The sequence below is a fragment of the Halorhodospira halophila genome (assembly GCF_016653405.1).
GTDB classification, from domain to species: Bacteria; Pseudomonadota; Gammaproteobacteria; order Nitrococcales; family Halorhodospiraceae; genus Halorhodospira; species Halorhodospira halophila_A.
In genome coordinates this window covers 1-25,017 of record NZ_NHSN01000001.1, presented here as the reverse complement: position 1 = coordinate 25,017, position 25,017 = coordinate 1, and the positions used below count along the sequence as shown (strand labels likewise).

16 protein-coding genes, 2 tRNA genes and 1 pseudogene are annotated in these 25,017 nt (G+C 65.3%); 5 read left to right on the top strand and 14 right to left on the bottom strand.

Annotated features, from left to right (window positions below):
* Window positions 1–70 precede the first annotated feature (70 nt).
* The 4 genes from recD to CCR79_RS00080 form a co-directional block, all read right to left on the bottom strand.
* A complete protein-coding gene (gene recD / locus CCR79_RS00095) occupies window positions 71–2,113 on the bottom strand; it encodes an exodeoxyribonuclease V subunit alpha (protein WP_201167086.1) in 2,043 nt (680 codons plus the stop codon).
* Window positions 2,110–5,832: an exodeoxyribonuclease V subunit beta gene (recB, locus tag CCR79_RS00090; protein ID WP_201167083.1), complete on the bottom strand. Its 3,723-nt coding sequence runs from the start codon at window positions 5,830–5,832 to the stop codon at window positions 2,110–2,112. Before recB ends, recD begins: the two co-directional genes overlap by 4 nt.
* Window positions 5,819–9,313 (bottom strand): exodeoxyribonuclease V subunit gamma, encoded by a 3,495-nt coding sequence (recC, locus tag CCR79_RS00085; RefSeq protein WP_201167081.1) that lies wholly within the window; start codon window positions 9,311–9,313, stop codon window positions 5,819–5,821. Before recC ends, recB begins: the two co-directional genes overlap by 14 nt.
* A 75-nt stretch (window positions 9,314–9,388) precedes the next feature.
* Window positions 9,389–9,766: a thiol-disulfide oxidoreductase DCC family protein gene (locus tag CCR79_RS00080; protein ID WP_201167079.1), complete on the bottom strand. Its 378-nt coding sequence runs from the start codon at window positions 9,764–9,766 to the stop codon at window positions 9,389–9,391.
* A gap of 202 nt (window positions 9,767–9,968) precedes the next feature.
* On the opposite strand from CCR79_RS00080, the gene CCR79_RS00075 reads away from it, so the two are divergent.
* Entirely contained in the window at window positions 9,969–10,511 is a 543-nt protein-coding gene (locus tag CCR79_RS00075) for a CIA30 family protein (RefSeq protein WP_201167077.1), read from the top strand.
* 85 nt (window positions 10,512–10,596) lie between these two features.
* Here the strand turns inward: CCR79_RS00075 and CCR79_RS00070 are convergent.
* Together CCR79_RS00070 and gltX are read right to left on the bottom strand one after the other, a co-directional pair.
* Window positions 10,597–10,672, bottom strand: a tRNA-Ala gene (locus CCR79_RS00070).
* 63 nt (window positions 10,673–10,735) lie between these two features.
* Window positions 10,736–12,154, bottom strand: coding sequence for a glutamate--tRNA ligase (gene gltX / locus CCR79_RS00065; protein ID WP_201167075.1), 1,419 nt, complete (start codon window positions 12,152–12,154; stop codon window positions 10,736–10,738).
* Between the two features lie 121 nt (window positions 12,155–12,275).
* On the opposite strand from gltX, the gene CCR79_RS00060 reads away from it, so the two are divergent.
* Window positions 12,276–12,350 (top strand) — tRNA-Val (locus CCR79_RS00060).
* A gap of 359 nt (window positions 12,351–12,709) precedes the next feature.
* Here CCR79_RS00060 and CCR79_RS00055 read toward each other — a convergent pair.
* The 4 genes from CCR79_RS00055 to CCR79_RS00040 form a co-directional block, all read right to left on the bottom strand.
* Window positions 12,710–13,171: a hypothetical protein gene (locus CCR79_RS00055; protein WP_201167073.1), complete on the bottom strand. Its 462-nt coding sequence runs from the start codon at window positions 13,169–13,171 to the stop codon at window positions 12,710–12,712.
* Window positions 13,158–13,421: a hypothetical protein gene (locus CCR79_RS00050; protein WP_201167071.1), complete on the bottom strand. Its 264-nt coding sequence runs from the start codon at window positions 13,419–13,421 to the stop codon at window positions 13,158–13,160. The genes CCR79_RS00055 and CCR79_RS00050 overlap by 14 nt, the downstream gene beginning before the upstream one ends.
* Before the next feature lie 150 nt (window positions 13,422–13,571).
* The gene (locus CCR79_RS00045; protein ID WP_201167069.1) at window positions 13,572–15,068 is read right to left on the bottom strand and encodes an RNA-directed DNA polymerase; all 1,497 of its coding nucleotides are present in this window, start codon (window positions 15,066–15,068) and stop codon (window positions 13,572–13,574) included.
* 82 nt (window positions 15,069–15,150) lie between these two features.
* Window positions 15,151–16,122, bottom strand: a complete 972-nt coding sequence (locus CCR79_RS00040; protein WP_201167065.1) for a DUF2971 domain-containing protein — start codon at window positions 16,120–16,122, stop codon at window positions 15,151–15,153.
* A gap of 930 nt (window positions 16,123–17,052) precedes the next feature.
* On the opposite strand from CCR79_RS00040, the gene CCR79_RS00035 reads away from it, so the two are divergent.
* Window positions 17,053–17,415: a nucleotide pyrophosphohydrolase gene (locus tag CCR79_RS00035; protein WP_201167062.1), complete on the top strand. Its 363-nt coding sequence runs from the start codon at window positions 17,053–17,055 to the stop codon at window positions 17,413–17,415.
* 8 nt (window positions 17,416–17,423) lie between these two features.
* Window positions 17,424–19,873 (top strand): annotated as a pseudogene (locus CCR79_RS13860) (DNA/RNA helicase domain-containing protein).
* 151 nt (window positions 19,874–20,024) lie between these two features.
* Here the strand turns inward: CCR79_RS13860 and CCR79_RS00025 are convergent.
* From CCR79_RS00025 to CCR79_RS00015, 3 genes are read right to left on the bottom strand one after another with little or no spacing between them, the layout of a single operon-like run.
* Window positions 20,025–20,396: a DUF2237 family protein gene (locus tag CCR79_RS00025; RefSeq protein WP_201167059.1), complete on the bottom strand. Its 372-nt coding sequence runs from the start codon at window positions 20,394–20,396 to the stop codon at window positions 20,025–20,027.
* 45 nt (window positions 20,397–20,441) lie between these two features.
* The gene (locus tag CCR79_RS00020) at window positions 20,442–21,419 is read right to left on the bottom strand and encodes an SPFH domain-containing protein (RefSeq protein ID WP_201167388.1); all 978 of its coding nucleotides are present in this window, start codon (window positions 21,417–21,419) and stop codon (window positions 20,442–20,444) included.
* Window positions 21,412–21,900: an NfeD family protein gene (locus CCR79_RS00015; RefSeq protein WP_201167056.1), complete on the bottom strand. Its 489-nt coding sequence runs from the start codon at window positions 21,898–21,900 to the stop codon at window positions 21,412–21,414. Before CCR79_RS00015 ends, CCR79_RS00020 begins: the two co-directional genes overlap by 8 nt.
* Window positions 21,901–22,149: 249 nt before the next feature.
* Between CCR79_RS00015 and tenA the strand changes: the two genes are divergently transcribed.
* Window positions 22,150–22,818 (top strand): thiaminase II, encoded by a 669-nt coding sequence (gene tenA / locus CCR79_RS00010; RefSeq protein ID WP_201167053.1) that lies wholly within the window; start codon window positions 22,150–22,152, stop codon window positions 22,816–22,818.
* Window positions 22,819–22,831: 13 nt separating this feature from the next.
* Here tenA and CCR79_RS00005 read toward each other — a convergent pair whose 3' ends face one another.
* Window positions 22,832–24,607, bottom strand: a complete 1,776-nt coding sequence (locus CCR79_RS00005; protein WP_201167050.1) for a putative bifunctional diguanylate cyclase/phosphodiesterase — start codon at window positions 24,605–24,607, stop codon at window positions 22,832–22,834.
* Between the last annotated feature and the right edge of the window lie 410 nt (window positions 24,608–25,017).

Below are 25,017 nucleotides of genomic sequence, written 5' to 3'. Positions count from 1 at the left end.
ACTCCACATGACGATGACGTTCGCCGCCCTCCGGGGCGGCTTTTTTTTGTGCGCCCTCACCGGCGGCCGCCTAGCCGAAGTCCTCGAGCATGGCCCGCAGGCCACCGCCACGCACCGTACGCTGGCGCACCGCCGTCTTCAGGACGCCCGGCTGCGACTCCAGCAACGTGAACCACTGACTGGCCCGGGTGATGCCGGTGTAGAGGAGCTCCCGGGTGAGCACCGGGCTGGGCCGATCCGGCAGCAACAGCGCCGCGTGGCGAAACTCCGAGCCCTGGGCCTTGTGTACCGTCAGGGCGAAAGCCGTCTCCACCGACTCCAGCCGATGGGGCGGGATCCAGCGGATCCGCCCGCTGCCATCGGCGGCGCGGAAGGCAACCCGCAGCACCGCCTGCCGGTCCTCTTCGGCGCCCTGCGCCTGGGGCCCCTGCACCAGCGAACGCGGGACCCGAAGGGCGATGCCGATATCCCCGTTGATCAGCCCCAGGCCATAGTCGTTGCGGGTGACGATCACCGGCCGCCCCTCGTACCAGACCCCCTCCCCGTGGATCAGACCGCGCTGGCGCAGCGCTGCCGCCAGGCGCTCATTCAGGGCCTCGACCCCGTACGGTCCGCGCCGCAGTGCCGCCAGCAACTGGAACGCCCCGTGCGTCCCCAGCACCTGCGCGGCCCAGTCGGCGTAGGCCGCGGCGGACGCATCCCGGTCCGGCCGCAGCGCCTGGATCTCCTGCAGATAGGCCGCATGCCCGACCCCGGTCTGCCCGCCGTCCACCGCCCAGTCGATCAGCGCCGGATCGTGCTCGGCGTCGCTGAGCTTCACCCGCGCCAGGTCGCCCTCGTGCCCATAGCCCCAGGCCTCGACCGCCGCCTGGTCACCGGCATTCACCGCCCGAGCCAGGCGGCCGATGCCGCTGTCGGCACCGAAACGGTGACTGTGCCGCAGCATGACGACGTGTTGGTCGATCCCCCCGCCGTCGGGATCGATCAGCGCCGGCGGGATGCGCTGACCGCTGACCGCCTCCAGCCACTCGGCGGTCTCGGGCCGATAACCGCCCCGATCCGCCCGGGCGCAGAGCTCGCCTAGGATGGCGCCGGCCTCCACCGAGGCCAACTGATCCTTGTCGCCGAGCAGCACCAGCCGGGCCCCATCCGGCAGGGCCTCCAGCAGCGCCGCCATCAGCTCCACATCGATCATCGATGCCTCATCCACGACCACCACATCGGCGGCCAGGGGCTCCCCGGCGTGGTGGCGGAAGCGCCGCCCGCCGCCTGCGCCCAGCAGCCGGTGGACCGTCACCACCTCGGTGGGGATCCGTGCGCGCAGCTCGGCGCCGCCCTCCAGCGCCTCCAATCCCAGCCGATCCACCGCCCCGGCGATGCTCGCGTTCAGCCGCGCCGCCGCCTTGCCGGTGGGCGCCGTCAGACGGATGCGCGGGGCCCCGCCGTGGAGCCCCTGCAGCAACGCCAGCAGGCGCAACACCGTCGTGGTCTTGCCGGTCCCCGGTCCGCCGGTGATCACACTGAAACCGCCCCCGGCGGCCACCGCACAGGCGACCCGCTGCCAATCCGGGCCACCGTCCGCCGGCGCGCCGAACAACCCATCCAGCCAGCGCCGGACCGCGGCCGGGTCGAGCTGCGCGCGCCACTGCGCCGCTGCATCGACGCGCTGGCGCACCGCCTGGGCGATGGTGCGCTCGCAGGCCCAGTAGCGGCGCAGGTAGAGCCTCGGTCCGTCGCGCACCAGCGGTGTGGACCCGGGGCCGCTGCCCACCAATTCCGGGCACGCCAGCTGCCGCTCAAAGGCATCCCGACCGCCGGCGGCGGCCAGGAGCTCCCCGGGAGGCCTCACCGGCTCGGGGGTTTCGGCGGTCTCCGGCGGCAGGCTCAGGACCGGCTCGGCCCGCTCCCAGAGTTGATCGAGATCCAGGCAGACATGGCCACGGCCGGCCTGATGACTGGTCAGCGCCGCGGCCAGCAGCAGCAACGGCGGCGCATCGGGCACCTGCTCACGCAGGAACTCCGCCAGGGCCCCGTCCAGCGGGCGCAGCCAGCCCAGCGCCTCGGCCTCGCGCAGCCACTGGAGGATCGCCTGCTGATCGAAGCGCTCGCTCACGGCACCTGCTCCTGCTGTCCATCCGGCCCGTCGCGCAGCCACCCATCGAGCTCCTCGATCAGGGCCCGCGGCGGACGGGCTTGGAACACGCCCTGCCCCGGCGCCTGTACACCGCGCAGAAAGAAATAGAAGCCACCACCAACGTGGCGGTCGTAGTCGTAATCCGGCAGCCGGGCACGCAGGAGCCGGTGCAGCGCCAGGGTGTAGATCACCAGCTGCAGGTCGTAGCGGCGCTCCAGCACCTCGGCCTCCAGATGCTCCGGGGCGTAGTGTCCATCGCCACCGCCAAGCCAGTTGGACTTGTAGTCAGCCACGTAGTAGCGCCCCTCATGGCAGCAGACCAGGTCGATGAAGCCCTTGAGCATGCCGTTGAGCCGCGCCGGGGCCACCGGTGGGCGGGCCCGGCCCGGCAGCAGATGCTGGCACACCCTTTCATCAAGCCGCTCGGCGCGCAGCGGCTGGGTCTCGATCAGGAACTCCAGTTCCGCCTGATAGGTCTGCAGCCGTCCCAGCGCGAGGGGCGTCTGCGCACCGGGCAAGGAGAGCTCGGCAGCGAGCAGCGCGCGCAGCCAGCCCTGCACCGTGGCCGTGTGATCCTCCCAACCGCGAAAGCGGCAGCGCCGCTCCACCTCGGCATCCAGCCCCTCGGGCTGCGACCCGGCCACGGCCAGGCCCAACTGCGTCGCCACCCACTCCAGAAGGTTGTGCAGGAAGGTGCCGGCATCCGGACCGCGCGGGAAGCCGTGCCAAGAGCCGGCCGTCCCCCCGGCCTCCTGGGCCGGCGCCTGCCCCGACTCCTCGCGCAGCACGTCCTCGGCCGCGCTCGCCGGCGCCGAGTGGGCGCTCCCACCGGTATCGTGGCGAACCAGGGCGCTGTAGCTGGCGATCCACCAGGCATCCGCGGCCCGCCGCCGGGGCCGACACGGCTCGCCGAGCGGCGGCAGCGCCGGATCCCCGACGAAACGATTCGGGGCATCGAGCAGCGGCTCGCTGACGGTGATTCCCGGATCGACGGCCGCGGCCTGCTTTAGCACGGCCTCAAGGCCCCCGGGTTCCACCCCATCCGGTCCAGCGAGCAGATAGCCCGCCGCGCTGCGCTCGAGCAGGCTGCGCTTGGTGTTGCGCACCGTGATCGGCGCCATGCCGACCCAGCAGGCGTGCTGGGCGCGGGTCAGGGCGACGTAGAATAGCCGCAGGTCCTCGGCCAGGCGCTCGGCCTCGGCCACCTCGACGTCCTCCGCATCGAGCTCGAAACGCCAGCGCAGCCGCCCATCCCGATCCGGCACCCGGCGGGGCGCGTCCCCGGCGCTGACCGCGCGGAAGGTGCAGGCAAAAGGCAGGAAGACCAGCGGATACTGCAGCCCCTTGGACTTGTGGATGGTCACCACCTTGACCAGATCCTCGTCGCTTTCCAGGCGCAGGATCTGGTCCTCGGCCCGGTCGCTCCCCTGCTGGCGCAGCTCCACCAGATGGCGGATCAGCGCCTGCTCACCGTCGTGCTCCCGCGCCCACTGCTGCAGCAGCTCGGCGAGGTGGAGCAGATTGGTCAGCGAGCGCTCGCCGCCACCGGTGGCCAAGAGCCGCTGCGGCACGGCGAAGTCGTGCAGGAGGCGGTGGAGCATCGCCAGCACCCCCCGGCTGCGCCAGAGTCGGCGATACCCGCCGAACTGCTCGATGCGCCGCTCCCAGGCCAGCTCATCGGTGACCAGCCGGTCGAGCTCGCTCAGCGCCAGCCCCAGGGTGGGCGTGGCCAGGGCCGCCCGTACGAGGCCCTCCTCCGTCGGCTCGGCACAGGCGCGCAGCCAGCGCACCAGATCGTCGGCCTCGGCGGTGGCCAGCACCGAGTCGTTATCAGAGAGGTAGACACTGCGCACATCGCGGGCGGCCAACGCCTCCTGGATGGCGCGCGCCTCGTGGCGATCACGCACCAGCACCGCCATATCCCGCGGGCGCACCGGCTCCAGGCGACCATCCGGGTGGCGGAACCCGGTGACGGCCGGCCGCGCCGCACCGCCGTTGAGCAACGCCACCATGCGCGCGGCACACGCCTCGGCGTAGACCGGGAGGTAGGCGTTTTTCGCCACCGACACGCCGGGGTCGTGGCACCAGAGGTTCAGCGCCGGGTGCTCCGCCCCCGCCTCCTCGAAGCACTCGGCGCGCCCCTGGGCCTGCACCGGGTGGAAGGGCAACCCGCCCCCGGGGCCGCCCCGGAAGGCGAAGGCGCCCGCCGGCCAGCTCTCCTCGGCCCGGGCGAAGAGCTGGTTGACCGCGCCGACCAGCGCCTCGCTGGAGCGGAAGTTGCGCGGCAGCGTGTAGTGCCGCCCCGCAGTGGCCGCCCGGGCGCGCAGGTAGCTGTGGATGTCCGCCCCGCGGAAGCCGTAGATCGCCTGCTTGGGATCCCCGATGAGGAACAGCCCCAGCCCCGGGTCGTTGTCCGTGATCCGGTAAACCGTCTCGAAGAGCTCGTACTGGACCGGGTCGGTGTCCTGGAACTCGTCGATGAGCGCCACCGGGAACTGGCTGCGGATGGTCTGCGCCAGACGGGCGCCGCCGGGGCCGCGCAGGGCATCGCGCAGCCGCGTGAGCAGATCCTGGAAACCGAGCTGCGCCCGGCAGCGCTGCTCGGCCTGGAAACGCCGGGTGATCCAAAAGGCGGCGGCGCGCAGGATCGCCACCCCGGGTGCATCCAGTTCCGCGTGGCGGTCCAGTGCCTGGAAGGCGCGATGGAGCGACGCCGGCAGGCTCTGGCCCTTCTTGTGTCGCGACGGGTCCGCCAGGCCGGCGGCGCTCATGCGCTCGAGCAGACCCGGGTCGGGCTTGCCCTGATCATTCAAAGGCACCGGTTGGGCCGGATCGTCCGCCCAGGCCGCCATGCGCTCAAGCAACCGGTGCGGGTTCTTGTACTTATTGCCGTTGAGCACCCGGCGGTGCAGATCGAGGAACTCGGCCTCCACCGCCTCGCGCTCCTCGCGCCAGGGCGCCTTGATCGCCTCCAGCGCCTCGTGCCAGGCGCTCAGGCGCTCGGCCAGGCCGTGGGGCTCGAGCAGGCAGCCGTCCGCGTCGTCGACGAGCTCCTCATCGGCGCCGATCAGGCGCGACAGCGCCCGCTGCAGGGCCTCCGGGTCCGCCGCCCCCACCGCGTGCCGGAAGAGCTGGAAGGCCGCCGGATCGAGGGGATAGACGAAGGTCCGCCAGTAATCGCGGACCGATTCGGCGAGCAGATCGCCGGGGTCGGTCTCCAGATCCTGGGTGAAAAGACTGCCGCTGTCGAAGGCGTGCTCGCGCAGCATCCGATAGCACCAGGCGTGGATCGTGGCCACGGCCGCCTCGTCCATCCACTCGGCGGCCAGCTCCAGCACCCGGGCGGCCTGGGCCCGTTCCGAGTGCTGCGGATACGCCTGCAGCAGCCCATCGAGAAACGGATCCACCTCCGCGGCCTGCTCCGGATCCCGGAAGACCGCGGCCGCCTCCGCCAGGCGGCTGCGTATGCGCTCGCGCAGCTCGCGGGTGGCCGCCTCGGTGAAGGTCACCACGAGGATCTGCGGCGGGGTCAGCGATCGCCCGAACGCGGCCTCACCCCCGTGGTTGAGGACCAGGCGCAGGTAGAGCGCGGCGATGGTGTAGGTCTTGCCCGTACCGGCGCTGGCCTCGATCAGCCGCGACCCTTGCAGCGGGAAGCGCAGCGGCTCGAGCGCGCTGGCGTCCTCAGCCGTGCCCATCGCCGTCCTCCGTGTACGCCTGGACCGCCCGCCACAGCGGCGCGTAGAGCGCCTCGCGCCAGATCGGGAAGCCCTCATCCTCCAGCCAGTCCACCGCCCGCGGGAAGGCGCGCAGGTCGTGGGCGTCGGCGGCCGCCCGGATGTAGGTATCCCCGGCGTAGACCCGTTCGGCCGCGGCCGCCGGATCACCGCGCTCCTCGTCCTGCGCGGTCAGCCAGGCGCAGGTTGCCTGGCAGGGCACCGGCAGCGGCCGGCGCTGCGCCTGCGCCCAGCCAGCAAGCAGCTGGCTCAGGTGCTCGCCGGCCTGCCCCGGCTCCAGCGGCGCCAGGGCCACGTCGAGGTCGTGTCCGACGATCACGGTCGTCAGCGGCTCGCCGGCCGCGTTGGCCATCAGGTGGGTGACCCAGGGTGCGGCCAGCAGGTCAAAGCGCCAGCGCACCTCCCGGCGGTTGACCGCCAGGCGACTGAGGTGGTGGGTCAGGCGCACACGCCGCTGCCCGTCACTGCGGATCCCATCCACCCCGCCCTCCAGCTGCCAATCCCCGTGGCGGTGCGTCAGCCGCTGCAGCGGCTCCAGCTCCTGGGCGAAGGTGGCCAGATGCCGGTGGTAGCGCTCCAGCTGCTCATCGGCCTCGAGCTGGAGCGTCTCGGCCCAGACGGTGCCGGCCGGGCCCAGCGGCAGCGCGCCGGTGCGCTGCAACCGCTGCGCCTCGGCGGCCAGGCGTTCGCGGCGCATCTCGGGATCGCCGGCGGCCTCTCGCCCGGCCAGAAAGAGCGCCTCGCGCATCTGCCAGCGGGTCAGCCCGTCGAGGCCGAAGGGCTCCTGGTCCTCACTGGCCAGCGGATCGTCGTCGAAATGGACCCCCAGGCGACGGTTGAAGAAGGTCTTTACGGGCTGCTTGAGCAGCGCCCCCAGGGTTTCGGGCGTGACCGGCGCCGGCGGCTCCTCCACCGGCCGCTCGGGCAGCGTCGTGACCAGAGGTTCGGACTCGCTCTCATCGCCCTGGTGGGCCGCCCACCACTCGCGGGCGTAGGTGTAGTGGCGCGCCGAGGGGTCGGTCTGGAAATTCTGGCGGCTGAACGGCTGCAGCGGGTGCTCGACGGTCAACGCCTCGAGCAGACCGCCGCCGTGCCCATCGTCGGCCAGGCGCCAGCCGGCGGCCAGGTGATCGCGCAGCTGACCGACCAGCACCGAGGGCGGACGCGGCTCGTTATCGCGCACGCTGCGCCCGATCCAGCTGATGTAGAGCCGATCCCGGGCCGAGAGCAGCGCCTCGAGGAAGAGGTAGCGATCGTCCTCGCGGCGCGAGCGGTCGCCGGGCCGGTAATCGTCGGCCATCAGATCGAAATCCAGGGGCGTGGGGCTGCGCGGGTAGTCGCCATCGTTCATCCCCAGCAGGCAGACGTGGCGGAAGGGGATCGCGCGCATGGGCATCAGGGTGCAGAAATTCACCGCCCCGACCAGGAAGCGCTGGCTCAGTCGCGTATCCTCCAGCGCCTGCAGCCAGTGCTCGCGCACCACGTTCAGCGGCAGCGGCTCGGCGAACGCCCCGCTCTCGCAGTCCCGCTGCCACTTCTCCAGGGCATCGCGCAGCCGCTCCAGGGTCAACGACTCCGCCTCGCCGGAGGGCTCGAAGTAGGTCTCCAATAGCCGCTGCAGCCGCTCGCCCCACTGCTGTGGGGTGGCCTCCGCGCGCAGCTCGCCCCAGGTGGCCTCCAGGGCGCCGACCAGCCGCTCGAGACGCCCGACGAGGGCGGCGTCCAGCCCGCCCACCTGCGCATACGGTTCGACCCCAGACCACGCCTCGCCGGCGCCGACGGCGTAGCCGAGCAGCATACGGCGCAGGCCAAAGCGCCAGGTGTTCTGCTCTAACCCCTCGGGCAACTGCAGCCCGGCGCGCTGATCGGGGTTGAGCCCCCAGCGGACCCCGGCCTCCTCCGCCCAGCCGTGCAGGGTGGCCAGATCCGCCTCGGTGATCCCGAAGCGCCGGCGCAGCGCCGGCGCCTCCAGCAGATCGAGCAGGTCACTCAGCCCGCAGCGCGACTCGGGCAGGCTCAGAAGCTGCTCCACGGCGATGAGCAGCGGATCCAGCCCGCGCTCGCCCTGGTCGGCCACCGTGTAGGGGATATGGCGCGCATCGCCGGCATCGAAACGGCCGAAGACGGCCTCGATGTGCGGGGCGTAGGCGTCGATATCCGGCACCATCACGATCACATCGCGTGGGCGCAGCGACGCATCCTCCGAGAATGCGGCGAGCAGCCGATCATGGAGGACCTCGACCTCACGCTGGGCGCTGTGGGCGAGATGGAACTGCAGCGACGCATCCTCGCACCCGACCGCCGGCCAGACCTCCCGGGTCTCGGCCAGCGGCCGCAGCTGGAGGATATCGTCCTGGAGCTGGCCGAGCAGCGATCCGGTCTCCGGGTTACTGAAGAGATCGATGCGCTCGCCCGCCTGGGCCAGGGCCCGGTGGGGATGGGCCTGGGGGTCTTCGTGGGCGTCCAGCAGACCGATGTAGTCGCGGCCCTGCTTGCCCCAGGCGGCGAGCAGGGGGTGGGCGTGGTTGTGCAGCTCCTCCGCCTCCAGCACCTCGGGCATGCCGGCCTTGCGCGGCCGCCGCCCGGGGCCGGCACGCAGCAGATCCTTATCGGCGATGATATCCGCCCAGTAGAAGGCGCAGGGGTTGTGGACGAAAACGAGCACCTGGGCGAAACGCGAGAGCTCCTGCAGCGCCTCCAGGGTCTGGCGCGGCAGCGACGAGATGCCGAAGACGATCACCCGCCGCGGCAGACCGGCCGGCGCGGTGTCCAGGCTTGCGATGCGCTCCCGGTAGAGCTGATGGACCGTGGCCTGGCCCGCCTCACCCGCCACCTCGGCCAATTCCGCGCACACGGCGCGCCAGAGCGAGGCCTGCCAGCGCTGCGTCTCGGCCAGATCGCGCGCCTGACCGCGCGCATCGCGGCAGACGTCCTCGCCCCGCGACCAGTCTGCCAACCAGTCCGCACGGTAGACCTGGTACTGATCGAAGAGATCCGCGATGCGTGCCGCGAGCTGGTAGCGCTTGCGCCCATCCGGGTCGTCGGCCAGGAAGCCGCGCAGCGGTTCGAACCCAGGCTGATCACCGAGTGCGGGGAGCAGGCGGGCCAGCCGCCAAAGGAGCGGATCCTTGCCGAAGGGCGACTCGCGCGGGGCGCCCTCCGGGCCGAGGACCGCGCGGTAGACCGACCAGAGAAAGCGCGCCGGCAACTGCATGGAGACCGCCGCGGCGATCCCACAGCCGCCCTGCTCCGCCTCCGGGTGTCGCGCCAGGGCCAGGCGCAGCCACTGCGCCATGCCATTGCTCTGGACCAGGAAGACCTCGTCCTCGAGTGGTGCCAGCGGGTGGCGCTGCACCCACTCCACGGCCACCTGCCGCAGGTCCTCCAGGCGATTGCCATGGATGGTCAGAAAACCAGGTTCGATGGGCTCCTCGGCCGCCAAGCGGGGCTCCTTTCCGCCGGAGTCTGAACACGCACCCGCGCCTGCCCCACCCGGGTGCGGTCCAGGCCCCTGCGCCTAGCGGCAGTCCCCCTGCACCGAGCAGCTCCGGCTGTAGCGACGGCGTGCGTACCAATCGTAAAGCGGCTCCATGGGCCTGACCAGCCCCAGCCCGCGCACGACCCGCGACGCCCAACGCCAGTAGGGAAGATAGGACCAGACCAGGGCAAAGGCGTCCACGCCGCTGCGCATCACGCCATCGGCGTCCCGGCAGTGGAAGCGCTGCATGGCCTGATCCCAGGTCAGCTCGGTGTCGTCGAGCGCCCCCGGTGCGTGCAGATCGCGCCATTCCACCGCTCCGGCGGTATCCAGGCGCTGATAGAGGCCGATCTCGCGACTACAGACGGGGCACTGCCCATCAAAGAATACGACCGGTCGTGTGGTGGATGCGGTCATCGTGGGCTCCTCGCCGTGTTTGTCTGGAACAATTCTAGATCTCAGCCTAGCATCAGACAGCCCACAAAACACGGGGCATCTACCCTGCCGGCGCGCCGAGGGCCGCCGGGCCACCCTGGCCATCGGCCACGCCCGCGGATAAGCTGAGATCACCATCGCGGACCACTGGCCCGCAGCCATCCAGCCCCGGAAGGAGCCCGCCATGTCCGGAACGGAATCACCCGCCGCCTACCTCCTGGACGACTTCACCGCCGCGGACGGCCGGGCGGCGATCGGCACCGCCTGGCAAGGGTTCACCGACCGGGTCATGGGCGGGCGCTCGGACATGCACGCCGGCATCGTCGAGACGGACCGGGGGCCAGCCCTCCGGCTCAGCGGCCAGGTCCGGCTCGAGAACAACGGCGGGTTCATCCAGAGCCGACTGCCCCTCGCCCCATCCGGTGAAAGCTTCGACGCCTCCGCATGGTCGGGTTTCGGCGTCACCGTGCGCGGAACGCCCGGCCCGTACTACCTGCACGTGCGAAGCGCCGACACCCACCAACCGTGGCAGCACTACCGCGCCCCCTTGGCCGTCGCGGAAGACTGGCAGGACGTCGTGGTCCCCTTCACGGCCTTCGAACCACGGGGACTGCAGGCGGACCTCGATCCGGCACGGCTCACGTCGGTGGCCGTGGTGGCCTACGGGGCAGCGTTCGAGGCGCGGGTGGAGGTCGCCCGGCTGGAGCTTAGCGCGGCCCACCCCTGAGCCGCGGCGGGCGCCCGAAAAAAGAAAAGCCCCGAGCCGGAAACCGGCTCGGGGCTTTGCGGAGGACTGTATCGCCCTGCTTGTTTGGTGGAGCCAGGCGGGATCGAACCGCCGACCTCCTGCATGCCATGCAGGCGCTCTCCCAGCTGAGCTATGGCCCCGTTGCGTTATGTGTGCGTATTCTAGGGATGGCCCCGGGGGTCGTCAACACCCCTCGGAGCCATTTACCCCACATTCTCTCGAACCCAGTCGACGGCCGCGCTGAGCCGCGCCACGGTCTCCTCGCGCCCGAGCAGCTCCAGCGTGGCATCGATCGGCGGCGAGACGGCACCGCCGGAGACCGCCACCCGAATCGGCTGGGCCACCTTACCCATCTTCACCTCGAAGGCCTCGGCCGCCTCGGTGACCACCCCGTGGATCGACTCGGCATCCCAGCTCGGCAGCCCGACAAAGAGGTGCTGGCAGTGCTCGAGGATCTCGGCGGTGCCCTCCTTAAAGTTCTTGCGCGCGGCCTTCTCCTCGTAGGCCTCCGGGCGGCGGTAGAAGAACAGGCTGTTGTCGGCCATCTCCACCAGCGTCTTGGCGCGCTCCTGCTGGGTGCGCACCACCGCCTCCAGCGACGGCCCCTCGGCAGGGTCCACGCCCCGCTCGGCGAGGAACGGCCCCAGGTGGCGGGCGATGTGATTCGGCGCCGCGCGCATGATGTGCTGCTGGTTGAGCCACTGCAGCTTGGAGGGGTTGAAGGTCGACGCCGAGTGGTTGACGTCGTTGATGTCAAAGAGCTGGATCAGCTCCTCGACACCGAAGACCTCCTGATCGCCGTGGGACCAGCCCAACCGCACCAGGTAGTTGAGCAGCGCCTCGGGCAGATACCCCTCGTCGCGATACTGCAGCACACTGACCGAGCCGTGGCGCTTGGACAGGCGCTTGCCGTCCTCACCGAGGATCATGGGCACGTGGGCGAAGCGCGGCGGTTCGACCCCCAGGGCCTGGTAGAGGTGAATCTGGCGCGGCGTGTTGTTCAGATGGTCATCACCGCGGATGACATCCGTCACCCCCATCTCCAGGTCATCGACCACCACGGTAAAGTTGTACGTCGGGGAGCCATCGCCGCGGGCGATGACCAGATCATCGAGCTCCGAATTGAGGAACTGGACCTTGCCGCGGATGGCGTCCTCGACCACCACGTGACCTTCCAGCGGCGTGCGGAAGCGGATCACCGGCTCATCGGCGACGTCCTCGGAAGGCGGCCCATCCAGATCCCGGCACCGGCCGTCGTAGCGCGGCTTCTCCTTGCGCGCCTGCTGCTCGGTGCGCAGCCGCTCCAGACGATCCTTGGTGCAGTAGCAGTAGTACGCCTGCCCGGAGTCGAGCAGCGTCTGCAGGTGCTCGCGGTACCGGTCGTAGCGCTCGGTCTGGTAGAAGGGGCCCTCGTCGTAATCGAGCCCGAGCCAGGCCATGCCCTCGAGGATGGCGTTGACCGCCTCCGGCGTGGAGCGCTCGCGATCCGTGTCCTCGATCCGCAGCACGAACCGGCCCCCGTGACGGCGGGTGTGCAGCCAGGAGTAGAGAGCGGTCCGGGCACCGCCGATGTGCAGGTAGCCTGTCGGGCTGGGCGCGAAACGCGTGCGGATCATGGTCATGGTGGCCTGTCTTCCTTCTTCTCCCCGTGCTGAAGGCGCGTATGCTACCAAATGCACCACCGCCCACGCGCCCCATTTGACGCAGGGAGACGGCGCCGGTACACTGCGCAGCTCAAGAGTTGGGCGGCTAGCTCAGCGGGAGAGCACTGCCTTCACACGGCAGGGGTCGCTGGTTCGATCCCAGCGCCGCCCACCAACCAAATCAACGGCTTAGAGCCGTCTCCGAGTCGGAACCCTTCGCTTCACAGACTGCTGCAAGGGGTTAGGGAAGGATTCCGTCTACGTTCGGTGTGACCGAGGACGCTCCCTCCCCTTCTGTATTCAGCTGAAAGCTTGGCCGAAGTGCTCGGTCAGAAGCTCACACGACCCCGAACATTAGTCTAAGACTGTAACGGCTGAGGTTCCAACCACGCTGACGAAGGGGGTTCCACCCTGCGAGATACGCTGAGCTTTGCTCGGCGCGATAACGTCCGCCATAACCGGCAGTGAAAAGGAGTGCCACGCAGGCGCGCCGCTTTTCACTGTCCGAGTTGATGGCGTTGTTCAGCATTCCCCTCAGACCGCCAACCTGTTGATCAGGATCCACGAACTTAAAAGGATGCCTACACAAAACACGGAGAAAGCAAAAAGTGAGTACCCATGACGGCGCCGAATAGTTCTTGATCTCTCTCGCTCGATTTCTGACGGCAGATCTAAAGAAAGGCTTCCCCTTTTTGGAAAGTAACCGATCACGAATACAACCGCCGCCGTTAAAAACAAAACCGGGGGAGCCAAAAAAACCAGCGCCTCACTTGACTGTAAGGAATAATCCTTTGGCAGAACCAGTTTCAACAGTGCGATATATATTGGAATGGCCCCAATGGTGGTGGTCGTCATGAATTTGCAGAATTCACGACCGACGTCGACGGAATCAACTAATAGCTTTTTTCCGGCTTCATAAAGCGCCTTGTTGTGAGGCGTAATGTCGCTTACTTCCTCCAACTCTACGCTAGGCCCACGATCTTTACTCGTTGCCATCTGCTAGTCCAACAACAGAGACGTTCTTTATGCGATCAGAGGACGTGTCTGTAAGTACAAAACGCGCTTGGAATTCTTCACTATTTGTTGGGCATGTAAAAATGCGAGTAAGTCGCACTTTTCGTTGAGGCTCATCAAAGTCCGCCTCGGTCATCATCTTTATCACCATCGAGCGCTCAACCTTGAGCTTGTAACGGTGACCGTCGGAGCATTTCGGGCATTTTGGTATTTCTAGGTATTCAATGCTCATGGTAACCCCCTCCCCGATATTGCCGAACCCCTGAGCTCAGCGGCGATTAAGGCCACGCGTACTTCTACGTAAGCAAAAGTGCGTGCCGGATCAAACGTCCGCTGTAACGATTTGTTCGGCGTCTTTGGCACGGCATGTCCAGCCTGACTGCTAATACGCCCAAGCATTCTGTTTGAAAAGCTCAATTTCTTCTGGGCTGATCACTTCCTTCTCACCTTCCACATCAGCCACAACCAGTTTCTTGACGTCAATCGCATTTCTTAGTGCCTCGCTGGCGACCCATCCGCATTCCCATAATTGAGGTTCGCCGCCGTTAACTATTTGGCATATAGGTTCATCGCTCTCAAACTGGATCCCTACTGCCTTCGGCTGCGTGACACGTTGTAGCCAGATTTCAAGATACCCGTTATACGGAACGCGTTTCAACTTGTCGCGAACCTTTGTCCACAATGTTTCCTTTTCTTCGCCAGGAGCCAGTGAAATTAGATGACTTAGAATGCCAGCAACTGCTGGGAACGTTGCTGGAGACACATGGGCGATATCAGTCGCTATGGCAACCTGTACCTCAAGGTCATCCGGCGCGCTCGATTGACTAGACACGCTGGCGTGAAATTCGCCCATTAGACGGCGGAGAGCGCCACTGTTCGGATACCGTTGACCAAATGCATGGAGTCTCATCAATTGTTTCTGGATAGTTTTGGCGTTATCGGTCCCGAGATCTTGAAGTTCAAGTCCTGCGAGCTTATCCGGTTTAATTGATCCATCCACGACGTTTCGGGAGGAAAAGGTTTTAGAAACGCCTAATTTCATCCCTACGGTTCGCAACTTGTCGCTTACGACCTTGAGCACTGACTCTGCTTTTTCGTCGCTATTTGCGAAGATACGATAGTCGTCGCGATATCGAAGAATTCTGATATCAGTGCGACTTCCTAGCTCATAATTTATGAGCTCGTCAACATACCCAAGTACGATTTCGGCGATGAAATCCATTAAAACAGAGCCCTGGGAAATTCCATTCGTCTGGCCGTGACGGCTAGACCGGATGTGAAAGTCGATCTTATTTCCAAGCAAGGAGTTTTTGCTTTTTTTATTTTTCGCCTCTTCGAACCCATGAATGGCCCAGGCAATGCTATGTGTGTACAACGATCCGTAGCAGTCGGTTACATCGGTATGAAGTAGATGGCTATATTCCAAGGAGTACGTTAGGGAACGCTGCTCTACAGCTTGCCACCAGCTCTTTATCTGGGTGGCAACATCGCCCTGGTGATCAACCGACATCACAGGAGCACTACAGCAATCGATGACCCCGTCTTCGAACTCTGCGATGCGAGCCTTGATTACGGCCCAGTTATCCTCATCACAGATGACGTTTACAAGCGAAACGTATATCGCTGGATGCATGAGCTCGTATGGACGCCAAGCGAACCTACCATCTTTGTTGGCAATGAAGTTGTAGTTGACATCCGGGAGTTCAGCTGGATTGCTCTCTTTCAACCGGGCAAACGTCCCGCCGTTTAGAACAGCCGCAACGTCCTTCAAAATCGGCTCAAAGCTAATGTAGCTCGGCATATCACCGTTAAAATAGCTGCTTCCCTTAAGGAAGTGAGTCCTTGCTTCTTCACTTGACAAGTCGATCAAGCGTTTCATTTTTTTGTAACGTTCCTCATGACGCCGAACGGGAAGCTGAGGTGCGCGAGTTTGCGAGCGTCACCTCGAGCGTTGAGTTATATTATTCAAGATCTCCTGCAAATACCTTTCTCGCGCCCCTCTTTCCGTCGAACTGCAATCCGCATCCTTTTTCCCAATCGCTCAACCGTTTTTCAAACCCCTTGTTTTCAGGTGTGAGGCAATCACCTAGACCGAATATATGAGTGGGTTTCAAGACTATTTGCCGGCCGCGCGTCGAAAGTTCTGCCTGCTGGACGAGGCAATCAAATATTGTCCTTTTATAGTCTCGACTCGCACTCACTTCATCTCCCCGTTCTGCTACGATCTCCAGAACTCTCTCCCTTGTTTCGTAAGACGCACGCGCACCTAGGATTACGCCCACTAACTGGGACGGTTCAAAACGGAACAGCCTCTCTTGGCGAGAATATTCGACGCGTTCCCCGAAAAGCCACGACGCTGGGGAGCGTAGCGTTATACGGGATTCGCACTCATACTCCCAAGACCTACTCTTCGTAAAGTAATGTTTTTGTTGCTTAGAAGCGAGATCTCGACGCTCTTGCTCTGAAAGGTCTACATTAGCGACCGACTCCGGAAAACGATAAAATGCGTTTAAGTAGTCGGGCTGTTCTTCATAAGTGATGTCACGGATCGTAAAAGACTCCGGGAGCCCCTGACTGATGTTTGGCGAGAAGCTTCTCGGCGTTTTTCTGGTGATAGATCGCTTCAAACCCTCCTTGTACTGCCAAATCGACGAATTGACGCTCCGAAATACTAAGCAGAATCCCTCGTGACGCCCCGCGTAGTGGGACCAAAGCAGAGGTTCATCCGGAACTCTCGCGAATGAGACGAAATAATTCTCTTCTGGTTTGTACGTCTCGTACGCCCGATAAATGCACTGCGCCATTGCGATTTGAACAATAGGATTGTCGATGCCAGCGGACGATCTAAGCATTTCACGGTAGTCAAGATCGGTGGCTTCATCGAATGTCAGTTCGCCGTTGGAACACATCTGCCTTGCAAGCGCGTCAGCCACTGCAGGTTCCTGCGCTGAAAGGTCCCGGAACGCCCACGCGAAAAACCTGTACCACCGATCGTAATCTACCGGGAATTTGTAGAATGCCGCACTATCGAATGGGTCGTTACATTCTGCGGCGGAAGAGAAGTACAGTTCGCTATAGAGCAACTCCTTGAAGCTTAGTTCCGATGGCGGTCTGTATCGGTAGTAAAGCATTGCCAGTTATCCCAGGTCGGTGGACACGATATAACAGCTGTATCGACAGATTCCGTGTATCCCGGTTGGGCCTGATTCTGTATATCCCGCAACGCGGAGATGAGGCGATTGCGTTGGTGGTCCCCGGTGCCGTAAGAGGGAGCTGCGCAGCACCAGGCAAGCCAGGGCAACGGAGATACTTGGAGGGCCCGTTGCGACGGTTCTTGAAGGGGCGCGTCCAAGTGGTACATCGTCACGGCGTTCCCAGAGGCAGGTAGCCGCCGGGTACCGGCCTCAGGCACAGGAGTCCATCGACACGCATGGTAGCGAGACGCTTTGTGGTTCTGGTGCCGCTGGGATGGGTGCTACCCCCAACAAGGTGCCGGGGGTGAAGGCGAGATGCATCAAACGACCGTCCTTGTGTCCTGATAGCGTCGCTGGGTGGCCCGTTGCCTCTACCGACGCAACATTTCCTTAAGTGTCCACCGTATCGGCTTGCACCCAACGCTGCAATCCATGCGGCGTCAACCGTTCACTGAGGCCCGGGTCGGATTCTTCCGGCACGGCGCTGTTGCGGAGCTGCCAGCCGGGGCCGTAAGGTCATGAGTGATGGCCTGCTGGACGCTTCCCCGCAGTGACGCTTCCAAGCGATTCACCGGATGATACCCTCTGGGTCCTGCGTACACGTCGTTCCGGCAGCAGGGAGCACGTTGCAGGGACGTTTCTTCGCCCGACGATGAACAATCAGGCCCCATGTCCGACCAAGATCCAGAGTCGTTCCGAGAGCTTCAGCAGCAGCTACAGAGTTTTGTAGCCGAGCGCGACTGGTCGCAGTTCCATACCCCGAAGAACCTGGCCATGGCCTTGACCGGCGAGGTCGGGGAACTCGTCGAGCACTTCCAATGGCTGAGCAACGAGGCTTCCGACAGCCTGCCGGCGGACAAGCTGGCGGAAGTGCGTCGTGAACTGGCGGACGTCCAGATCTATACGATGCTCCTTGCCAACCGGCTGGACTTGGATCTTGCGGCGGCCGTCCGCGACAAGATTGCCGAAAACGAAACCAAGTATCCGCCGGACCGCGCCTTCGGGCGGTCTGACAAGTACACCGATCTCTAACGACCCTGATGCTTGTCTATAGCGGCGACAAGAGCACCTTCCTCACGGATGTGGCGGATAACCGGATTTCGGATCGCATCCTCACAGCCATGACCCGACGCAGTATGGGCGGGGTCAGCAAGAGCGAGCGCAGATCCTGGGAGGAGTCCCTGAACTACATGAAGAACGTGGTCGAGGACCCGCACATCCCGGATGACGCTGGCATCGCAGTGGAGTACCGCATCCCGCAGACATCCAAGCGGGTGGACGTGATCATATCCGGCCTCGATGAGGAGCACCGCGAGTCCTGCGTCATCATCGAGCTCAAGCAATGGCAGCACGCCGAGGCGACCGGTAAGGATGCCATCGTTCGCACCCGCCTTGGCGGTGGGATCCGGGAGACCACTCACCCCTCCTACCAGGCGTGGAGTTACAGCACCCTGCTGGAGGATTACAACGAAACGGTGCAGAACGACGAGATCCGGCTGACCCCGTGCGCATATCTGCACAACTGCACCGACGGCAGCGGCCTTCAGGACCCCCTCTACGACCGCTATCTGCAGTGCGCACCACTGTTCCTCCGGCACGATATACAACGGCTGCGCGAGTTCATTCGAAGGCACGTCCGGCACGGTGACCATCGCCGCGTCCTGTATCGCATCGAGCAAGGACGCGTTCGACCGTCCAAAGACCTGGCCAGCTCCCTCGCCCGCCTGATCCGCGGCAATCGAGACTTCCTGATGATCGACGACCAGAAGGTTGCCTACGAGGCCGCCCTGGAAGTCGCGACCATCGCCCAGGGATCCGACAAGCAGGTGCTGATCGTTGAAGGCGGCCCCGGCACGGGAAAGTCCGTAGTCGCCATCAACCTGCTGGTTGAACTGACCAGGCGCCACCAGACCGTCCACTACGTCACCCCAAACCGGGCACCGCGGCAGGTCTATGAAGGCCGACTGACGGGCACCCTGACCAAGACCCGGTTCAGCAACCTCTTCAAAGGGTCTGCCGCCTATGACAAGGCGGAGCGTGACGAACTGGATGGGCTCCTCGTCGACGAAGCCCACCGCCTACAGGAGCGTTCGCAGTGGCAGCGTGCCGGAACCAACCAAATCCGGGACATCATCCGGGCGGCCCGGACCAGCGTCTTTTTCGTCGATGAGGCGCAGCAGGTAACGTGGAACGATACCGGCTCCATCGAGGAAATCGAACGCTGGGCACGCGCCGAGGGGCCACCATCCACCGCGCCGTACTGCAGTCCCAGTTCCGCTGCAGCGGTTCTGATGGCTACCTGGCGTGGCTCGATCAGGTTCTTCAGCTCCGCGATACGGCCCAGGACGACCTGCAAGGTATCCGTTACCACCTTGAGGCCGTTGACTCCCCCAGCACCCTCTATCAGCGCATTCTGGAACTGGAAGGCAACGGTTCCAGGGCTCGCTTGGTTGCCGGCTACTGTTGGGACTGGGCCAGCAAGAAGGATCCCAGCGCGTGGGATATCACGTTCCCGGAAGAAAACTTCTTCATGCGGTGGAATCTTTACGAGGACGAGGGGCGCTACCTGGAGAAGGCGCACTCGATCGATCAGGTTGGCTGTATTCACACAGTGCAGGGCCTGGAGATGGACTACGTGGGGGTCATCATTGGCCCCGACCTGATCGTGCGCAACGGCCACGTCGTGACTCAGCCCTCGAAACGGGCCCGCACGGACCGATCCCTTCACGGCTACAAGACCGCTCGCAAGGAGGCTCCGGAAGAGTGCGATGCCCGGGCAGACGCGATTATCAAGAACACCTATCGGACGCTGATGAGCCGCGGCCTCAAGGGGTGCCTGATCCACTGCACGGACGCGGAGACACAGGCCTACTTCCGGCAGAAGATCGAAGCCGCTTTCTCACAATCCTCGGACGAGACGGAGGCCTCGGCGTGGCAGCCGCCGCCGGTCATCCATCTCGATGAACAGCCATCGACCGAAACAGACGGGAAACCGCGTACGATTCCCGCCGAAGCGGTCACACCAGCAGATAACGCCGTGCCGTTTATCGAACTAGAGGTCGCTGCCGGAGAGTTTCGGGAGGGATTCGCCGAGGCGGAGCGCCTTGAAGGGACCGAGACCTGGATTGCTTTGCCGGAACTCTACCGCGCCCGCCCCGGCTTGTTCGTCGCGCGGATCAAAGGAGAGTCCATGAATCGGCGCATCCCCAATGGCGCCTTGTGCCTCTTCGAGGCCAACCCTGGTGGATCGCGGCAAGGCCGGGTCGTGCTCGCGTACCACCGGGACATCCAGGATCCGGACAACCATTCCGCGCTGACCGTAAAACGGTACTCCAGCGAGAAGATCACCTCGGCCGACGGCCAATGGCAGCACTCACGGATTACCCTGGCCTGCGACACCCTGAGCCCAGGCTATGAGGATATCGTGCTTGAGGAGGAGCAGGCGCAGGACCTTCGGATACTGGGAGAGTTCAAGGGCACCGTGGCCTGACGGCTATAGGTATCGACGCGGTTCTCGCAACCGGCGTGATCCACCGCCAGCAGCACGCCCTGCCCCAGATGGCGCGCCGCCAGGGCACAATGGCCTGCTCCGGTTGCCAAGCGCAAACCGGAGCGCCGAGCCCGTGGGCTTTGCCCCTCACTCACAGCGCGTAGGCCTTCAGCGTCTCGAGGTCGATCACGGCCAGGGTCTCGGCATGCGTGGCGTGCAGATCCACCCGGGGAGCCACTCCAGCGCGGTAGGCCTCCATCCAGCGGCCCGCGCACAGACACCACCGGTCCTCAGGCTGAAGGCCGGGAAACCCCATGACGGGGTTGGGGGTCGTCAGGTCATTGCCCTGCTCCCGGGTAAAGGCCAGAAACGCCTCGTCCAGTTGGGCGCAGACCGTATGGATCCCGAAATCCTCGTGGCTGGTATTGCAGCACCCGTCCCGGTAGAAGCCGGTCAAAGGCTGAGTGCTACAGGGCGCGAGGGGCTGGCCGAGGACGTTGACGGACTCGAAAGGCTGACTCATGGCTATCTCCAACTCCGCAGGTGGGGGATCGTCCGGCCGGGCCGCTCATCCACCGGCGCCGGAACCGGACTGGCTTGAAGCCGCCGCAGCCCCCGTCGCTGGCCCCAGCAGCTCGCGAATACCGCCCACCGATCCCATCAGGCTCGTGACCTCCAGCGGCAGGAACACCCGCTCCCCGTCCTGCGCGACCTTGGGCAGCACCTCGATGTAGCCCTGGGCGATCAGGTAGCGCATCGCATCCCGCGACTCCAGGCCGTCGGCGTCGTCGGCAGCCTCGAGGATCTGCTTGATGGCCCGCTTCTCGCCTTCGGCCCGCTGCACGGCGGCTTCCTTGTCGCCCTCGGCCTTGAGGATCTCTGCCTGCTTGTAGCCCTCTGCCTCGCGCACCTCGGCGCGCCGGGCACGTTCGGCGGCCATCTGCTTGTTCATGGCCTCGCGGATGTCATCCGGGATGTCGATATCGCGGATCTCGACGCGATTGACCTTCACGCCCCACTTGTTGCCGGCCTCATCCATGGTCGCCTGCAGCCGGCCGTTGATTTCCTGACGGGACTCGAAGATCTGATCGAGCTCCATGCGCCCGATCTCCGAGCGCAGCGAGGTCTGCGCCAGGGTCTGGACGGCAAGGACCAGGTTCTCGGCGCCGTAAATGGCCGCCTGGGCGTCCATGATCTGGTAGTACAGCACCCCGTCGATGCGCACCCCGACATTGTCGCGGGTGATGACCTCCTGCTTGGGGAAGTCGAGCACGACCTCACGCAAGTCGATCTGCTTCTCCGTATCGATACTCTTCTTGTTGTCGCGATAGCGGACAATCGTGATCGGACGGGGCCGATCGAGGATAGGGATGATCAGATTCAGCCCCGCCTCCAGCGTCCGGTGGTAACGACCCAGGCGCTCGATCACCATCGCATGGCGTTGCGGGACGATCACCAGACCCTTGACGAGGATGGCGATGAGCAGCACCGCCATCAGTACGACCAGAATCGAGGTCACCTCGGGAATCGCCACGGCATCATTCATGGTGCTCACCTTTGCGTCCTTGTTGGGGGGTTCCGGAACCACCCCCGTCCTCACGGGTTACGACCGCCGTCGTGCCCTCAAAGCGAACCAGTCGGACCGCGGCCCCTTCCTCGAGCTGCATGTCCGCCGACCAGGGGCGTGCACCGAACTCATCACCGAGGATGTGGACCCGCGGATCGCCACGGGCATCGAGGTGGACCCGAAACGTCTGGTGCCGCACCCGCGGGTCGTCCACGCCCTGCGTCAGTTGCCCCGGCGTCCAGCGCCGGAGCAACATCAGCGCCAGCGGCACCAACACCACCCCGGAGAGCGCGGCGGTGAGGATCTGCAGCTCCCAGGACAGACCCAACAGCGCGGCTCCCATCCCGAAAAGCGCCATGCCCGCCGCAGCGAGCAGCACACCGCTCGCTCCGCCGAAGAGGAAAAGATCCGTCAGGATTAGGACGATCGCCCCACCCAACCAGAGACTCCATGCGCTCACCATGCCCCCCTTTGCTCGCTCCGCCGCTTATCGGTCTACGAGCCTACCAGCATGGACCGGCGGGTTTTCACAATTATTGTGGAAAACCGTGTGGAGACACCCGGTGCAGCCCCGCGCTGCGCGGGTTCGCGAGCGATGGACAGATTCTGCTCACCGCCTCGGGCCACTCACGAGCGAGAGCGTCAAGGGCTGGTATCCTGAAAGCGGGATTGAGAACCCGGAGCACCGCGCCACAGGGAGGCAAGCACGATGGCTTTCACGTTCGATGACCTGGTCGCGGCCTGCGAACAGGACTGGCGGGCGTACATCGAGCACGAGTTTGTACGCACGCTCGGTCAAGGCACCCTGAGCGCGGAGGCCTTCCGCCACTACCTCAAGCAGGACTACCTGTTCCTGACCCACTTTGCCCGCGCTTACGCCCTGGCGGCCTACAAGAGCCGCAACCTGGAGGATCTCCGCCAGGCCCATGCGGGTATGAAGACGATCCTGGACGTGGAGCTTGGTTTGCACGTGTCTTTCTGCCGCGAGTGGGGCATCTCGGAAGCGGATCTGGCGAAGCTGCCCGAGGCACGAGCCACCATGGCCTACACCCGGTACGTGCTGGACACCGGCAACCGCGGCGACCTCCTCGATCTGCATGTGGCCCTGGCACCCTGCCTAGTGGGTTACGGGGAGATCGCCAACTGGCTCAATGCGCAGCCGGACACCGTCCGCGGCGACGCCAATCCCTACGACGCCTGGATTGCCATGTACGAGAGCGAGGAGTTCCAGGCGGGCATGCAGGCCGAACGGGCGTGGCTCAACACCCGCTTGGCGGAGGTGACCCGCAGCCGCTTCGACGAGTTGACGGAGGTCTTCCGGGATGCGACCCGTCTGGAGATCGATTTCTGGCAGATGGGTCTGGATGGCGCCGATTAGTCGTGGGCCCGCGCTATGAAACGCCCAATGGTCCCCCACCGAAAAGGATCTCGGTAAGCTGATCCGCCCGCATGGGGCGCCCTAGTCCGAAGCCTTGGCCGCGCTCGCATCCGAGCCCTTGGACAAAAGCGCGCTGCGCGTCTGTCTCGATCCCCTCCGCCACCACCGGCATACCCAACCCGCGGGAGAGGCTCACGATCCCGCGAACTAGGGCCTCGGATTTGGCGGAGCTGCCGATGCCGCCGACAAAGGCGCGATCGATCTTGAGCGTGGTCAGCGGCAGGGCCTGGAGATAGGCCAGGGCGCTGTAGCCGGTGCCGAAATCATCCAGTGCCAGCTGGACGCCCATGGCCGAGAGCTCCTCGAAGACCGCCTGGGTATCCGCGTCGAGGTCAAGGAGCAGCGTCTCGGTGATCTCCAGTTCCAGGGCGCCCTGGGGTACCCCAGTCTCGTCGAGGATCCGGGAGACCGAGCCGACCAGATCACCGGCGTGCACCTGCCGCGCCGAGAGGTTGACCGCCACCTGCATCGGATTCCCCTGCTCCAGCCAGGCCCGGGCCTGGCGTGCCGCCGTCTCCAGCGTCCACTCACCAACCCGGTTGATCAGCCCTGACGCCTCAAGGATCGGGATGAAGACTCCGGGCGAGATCGGGCCCCGCTCCGGGTGGTCCCAGCGCAGGAGAGCCTCGGCACCGACGATGCGCCCCGAGCCGAGATCGACCTGCGGCTGATAGGCCAGGTAAAGTTCCGCGTTGTCTACCGCCTGCTGGAGGTCGGCGCGGAGCGTGAGCTGCTCCCGAAGCCGCACACCAGCCTGCGCGTCGGCAAGCCTGATGCTGGAGGTGCCGGTGGCGAGGGCGTTGGCCGCGGCTGCTTCGGCCTGGCCGAGGAGCGCGCCAGCCTCCTGGCCGTCCTTGGGAAAGAGTGCCGCCCCGGCACACGCCGAGGCGACCGGGGCTTGGTCGCGGTGGATAGCCAGCTCCCGGTTGACCCCCTCGAGCAGCTCGTGGAGGAGCCCGGTGAAGTGCTGCTCCGCCTCCGAGAGCCGCTCAAGGACGGCGATGATGCGCCCGCGGGCGGCAACGCCGAGGAAGTGGGGCTGGCCAGTGAGCTGATTGCGCAGGCCGAAGGTCAGAGTATCGAGCAGCGCATCGCCGGACTCCTCGCCCATACCCTGGGTGATGGTGGAGAAGTCGCGGATCTCGACGGCTACCACGGCGAGATCCAGGTCAGACCGCTCGGCGCGGTCCAGCGCATCTTCGAGTAGCTGCAGCGTGTACTTGCGATTGGGCAGCCCCGTGCGGAGGTTGAAGTTCGCATGGTAGTGGAGCCGCTCGGCCTCGAGACGGCGAAGCTCGGTGACCTCCCGCTGCACCGCGACCAGGTAGCGGGTCTCGTTGTCCGGGGTACCGACAGGGGCGATGTTCCACCGCACCCGGTAGCGGGAGCCGTCTTTGCGGTAGTTCCAGGTCTCGCCCTCGAACCAGCCGTGGCTGTTCAGGTCCGCCTTGAGCCGGTCCAGTACTTCGCGCTCGGTGTCTGGCCCCTGCAGCACGCGTGGCGTCTGCCCCACGATCTCATCTGGGGTATAGCCGGTGATGCGCGTGAAGGCCTCATTGACGTAGACGATCTGCGGCCCCGGCGGCTCAAGTTCTGCGGTGGTGATAACGATCGACTCGCCTGCCTGGCTGATCGCCGCCTCCAGGAGACCCTGACTGTCCCGTACCGTCAGCGAGTCCGTGAGCGCCCGGAGCACCCCCACGGCGCCGTTCGAGTGGTTCCCGGTCATCGCAGGTCAGACTCCCTGTCAGCGCCCCGATACGGCCGAGGGTAGATGATCCGATCCCGCGATCACCAGCACCGCGGTCAGGGCACGCCCCTTGTGCTCCTCCCTTGGCTCCCCTCTTCCGCAGTTATCGACGCCTCTAATGTCCACCAAATAGGGCGCGGCACAGCGGATCGGCTGTGGGCTCAGTCGGCTTTCTCCACACGGTTCCCCACAGGTTTTGTGGAATCACGCCTCGGCGGTCTGCATGGGCTTGGCACGACCGCACCGGATCCCGCATGCTGCTCGTCGGAATCCTGTCAATCGCCCAGGGAGCGAGCGATGAGCGTCACCCTCCTATGCCGTGGCGATGCTCAAGAGAAGCACCCATGGAACTCCACTACCCGACACTAGCGCTCGTCCTCTGGACGGCA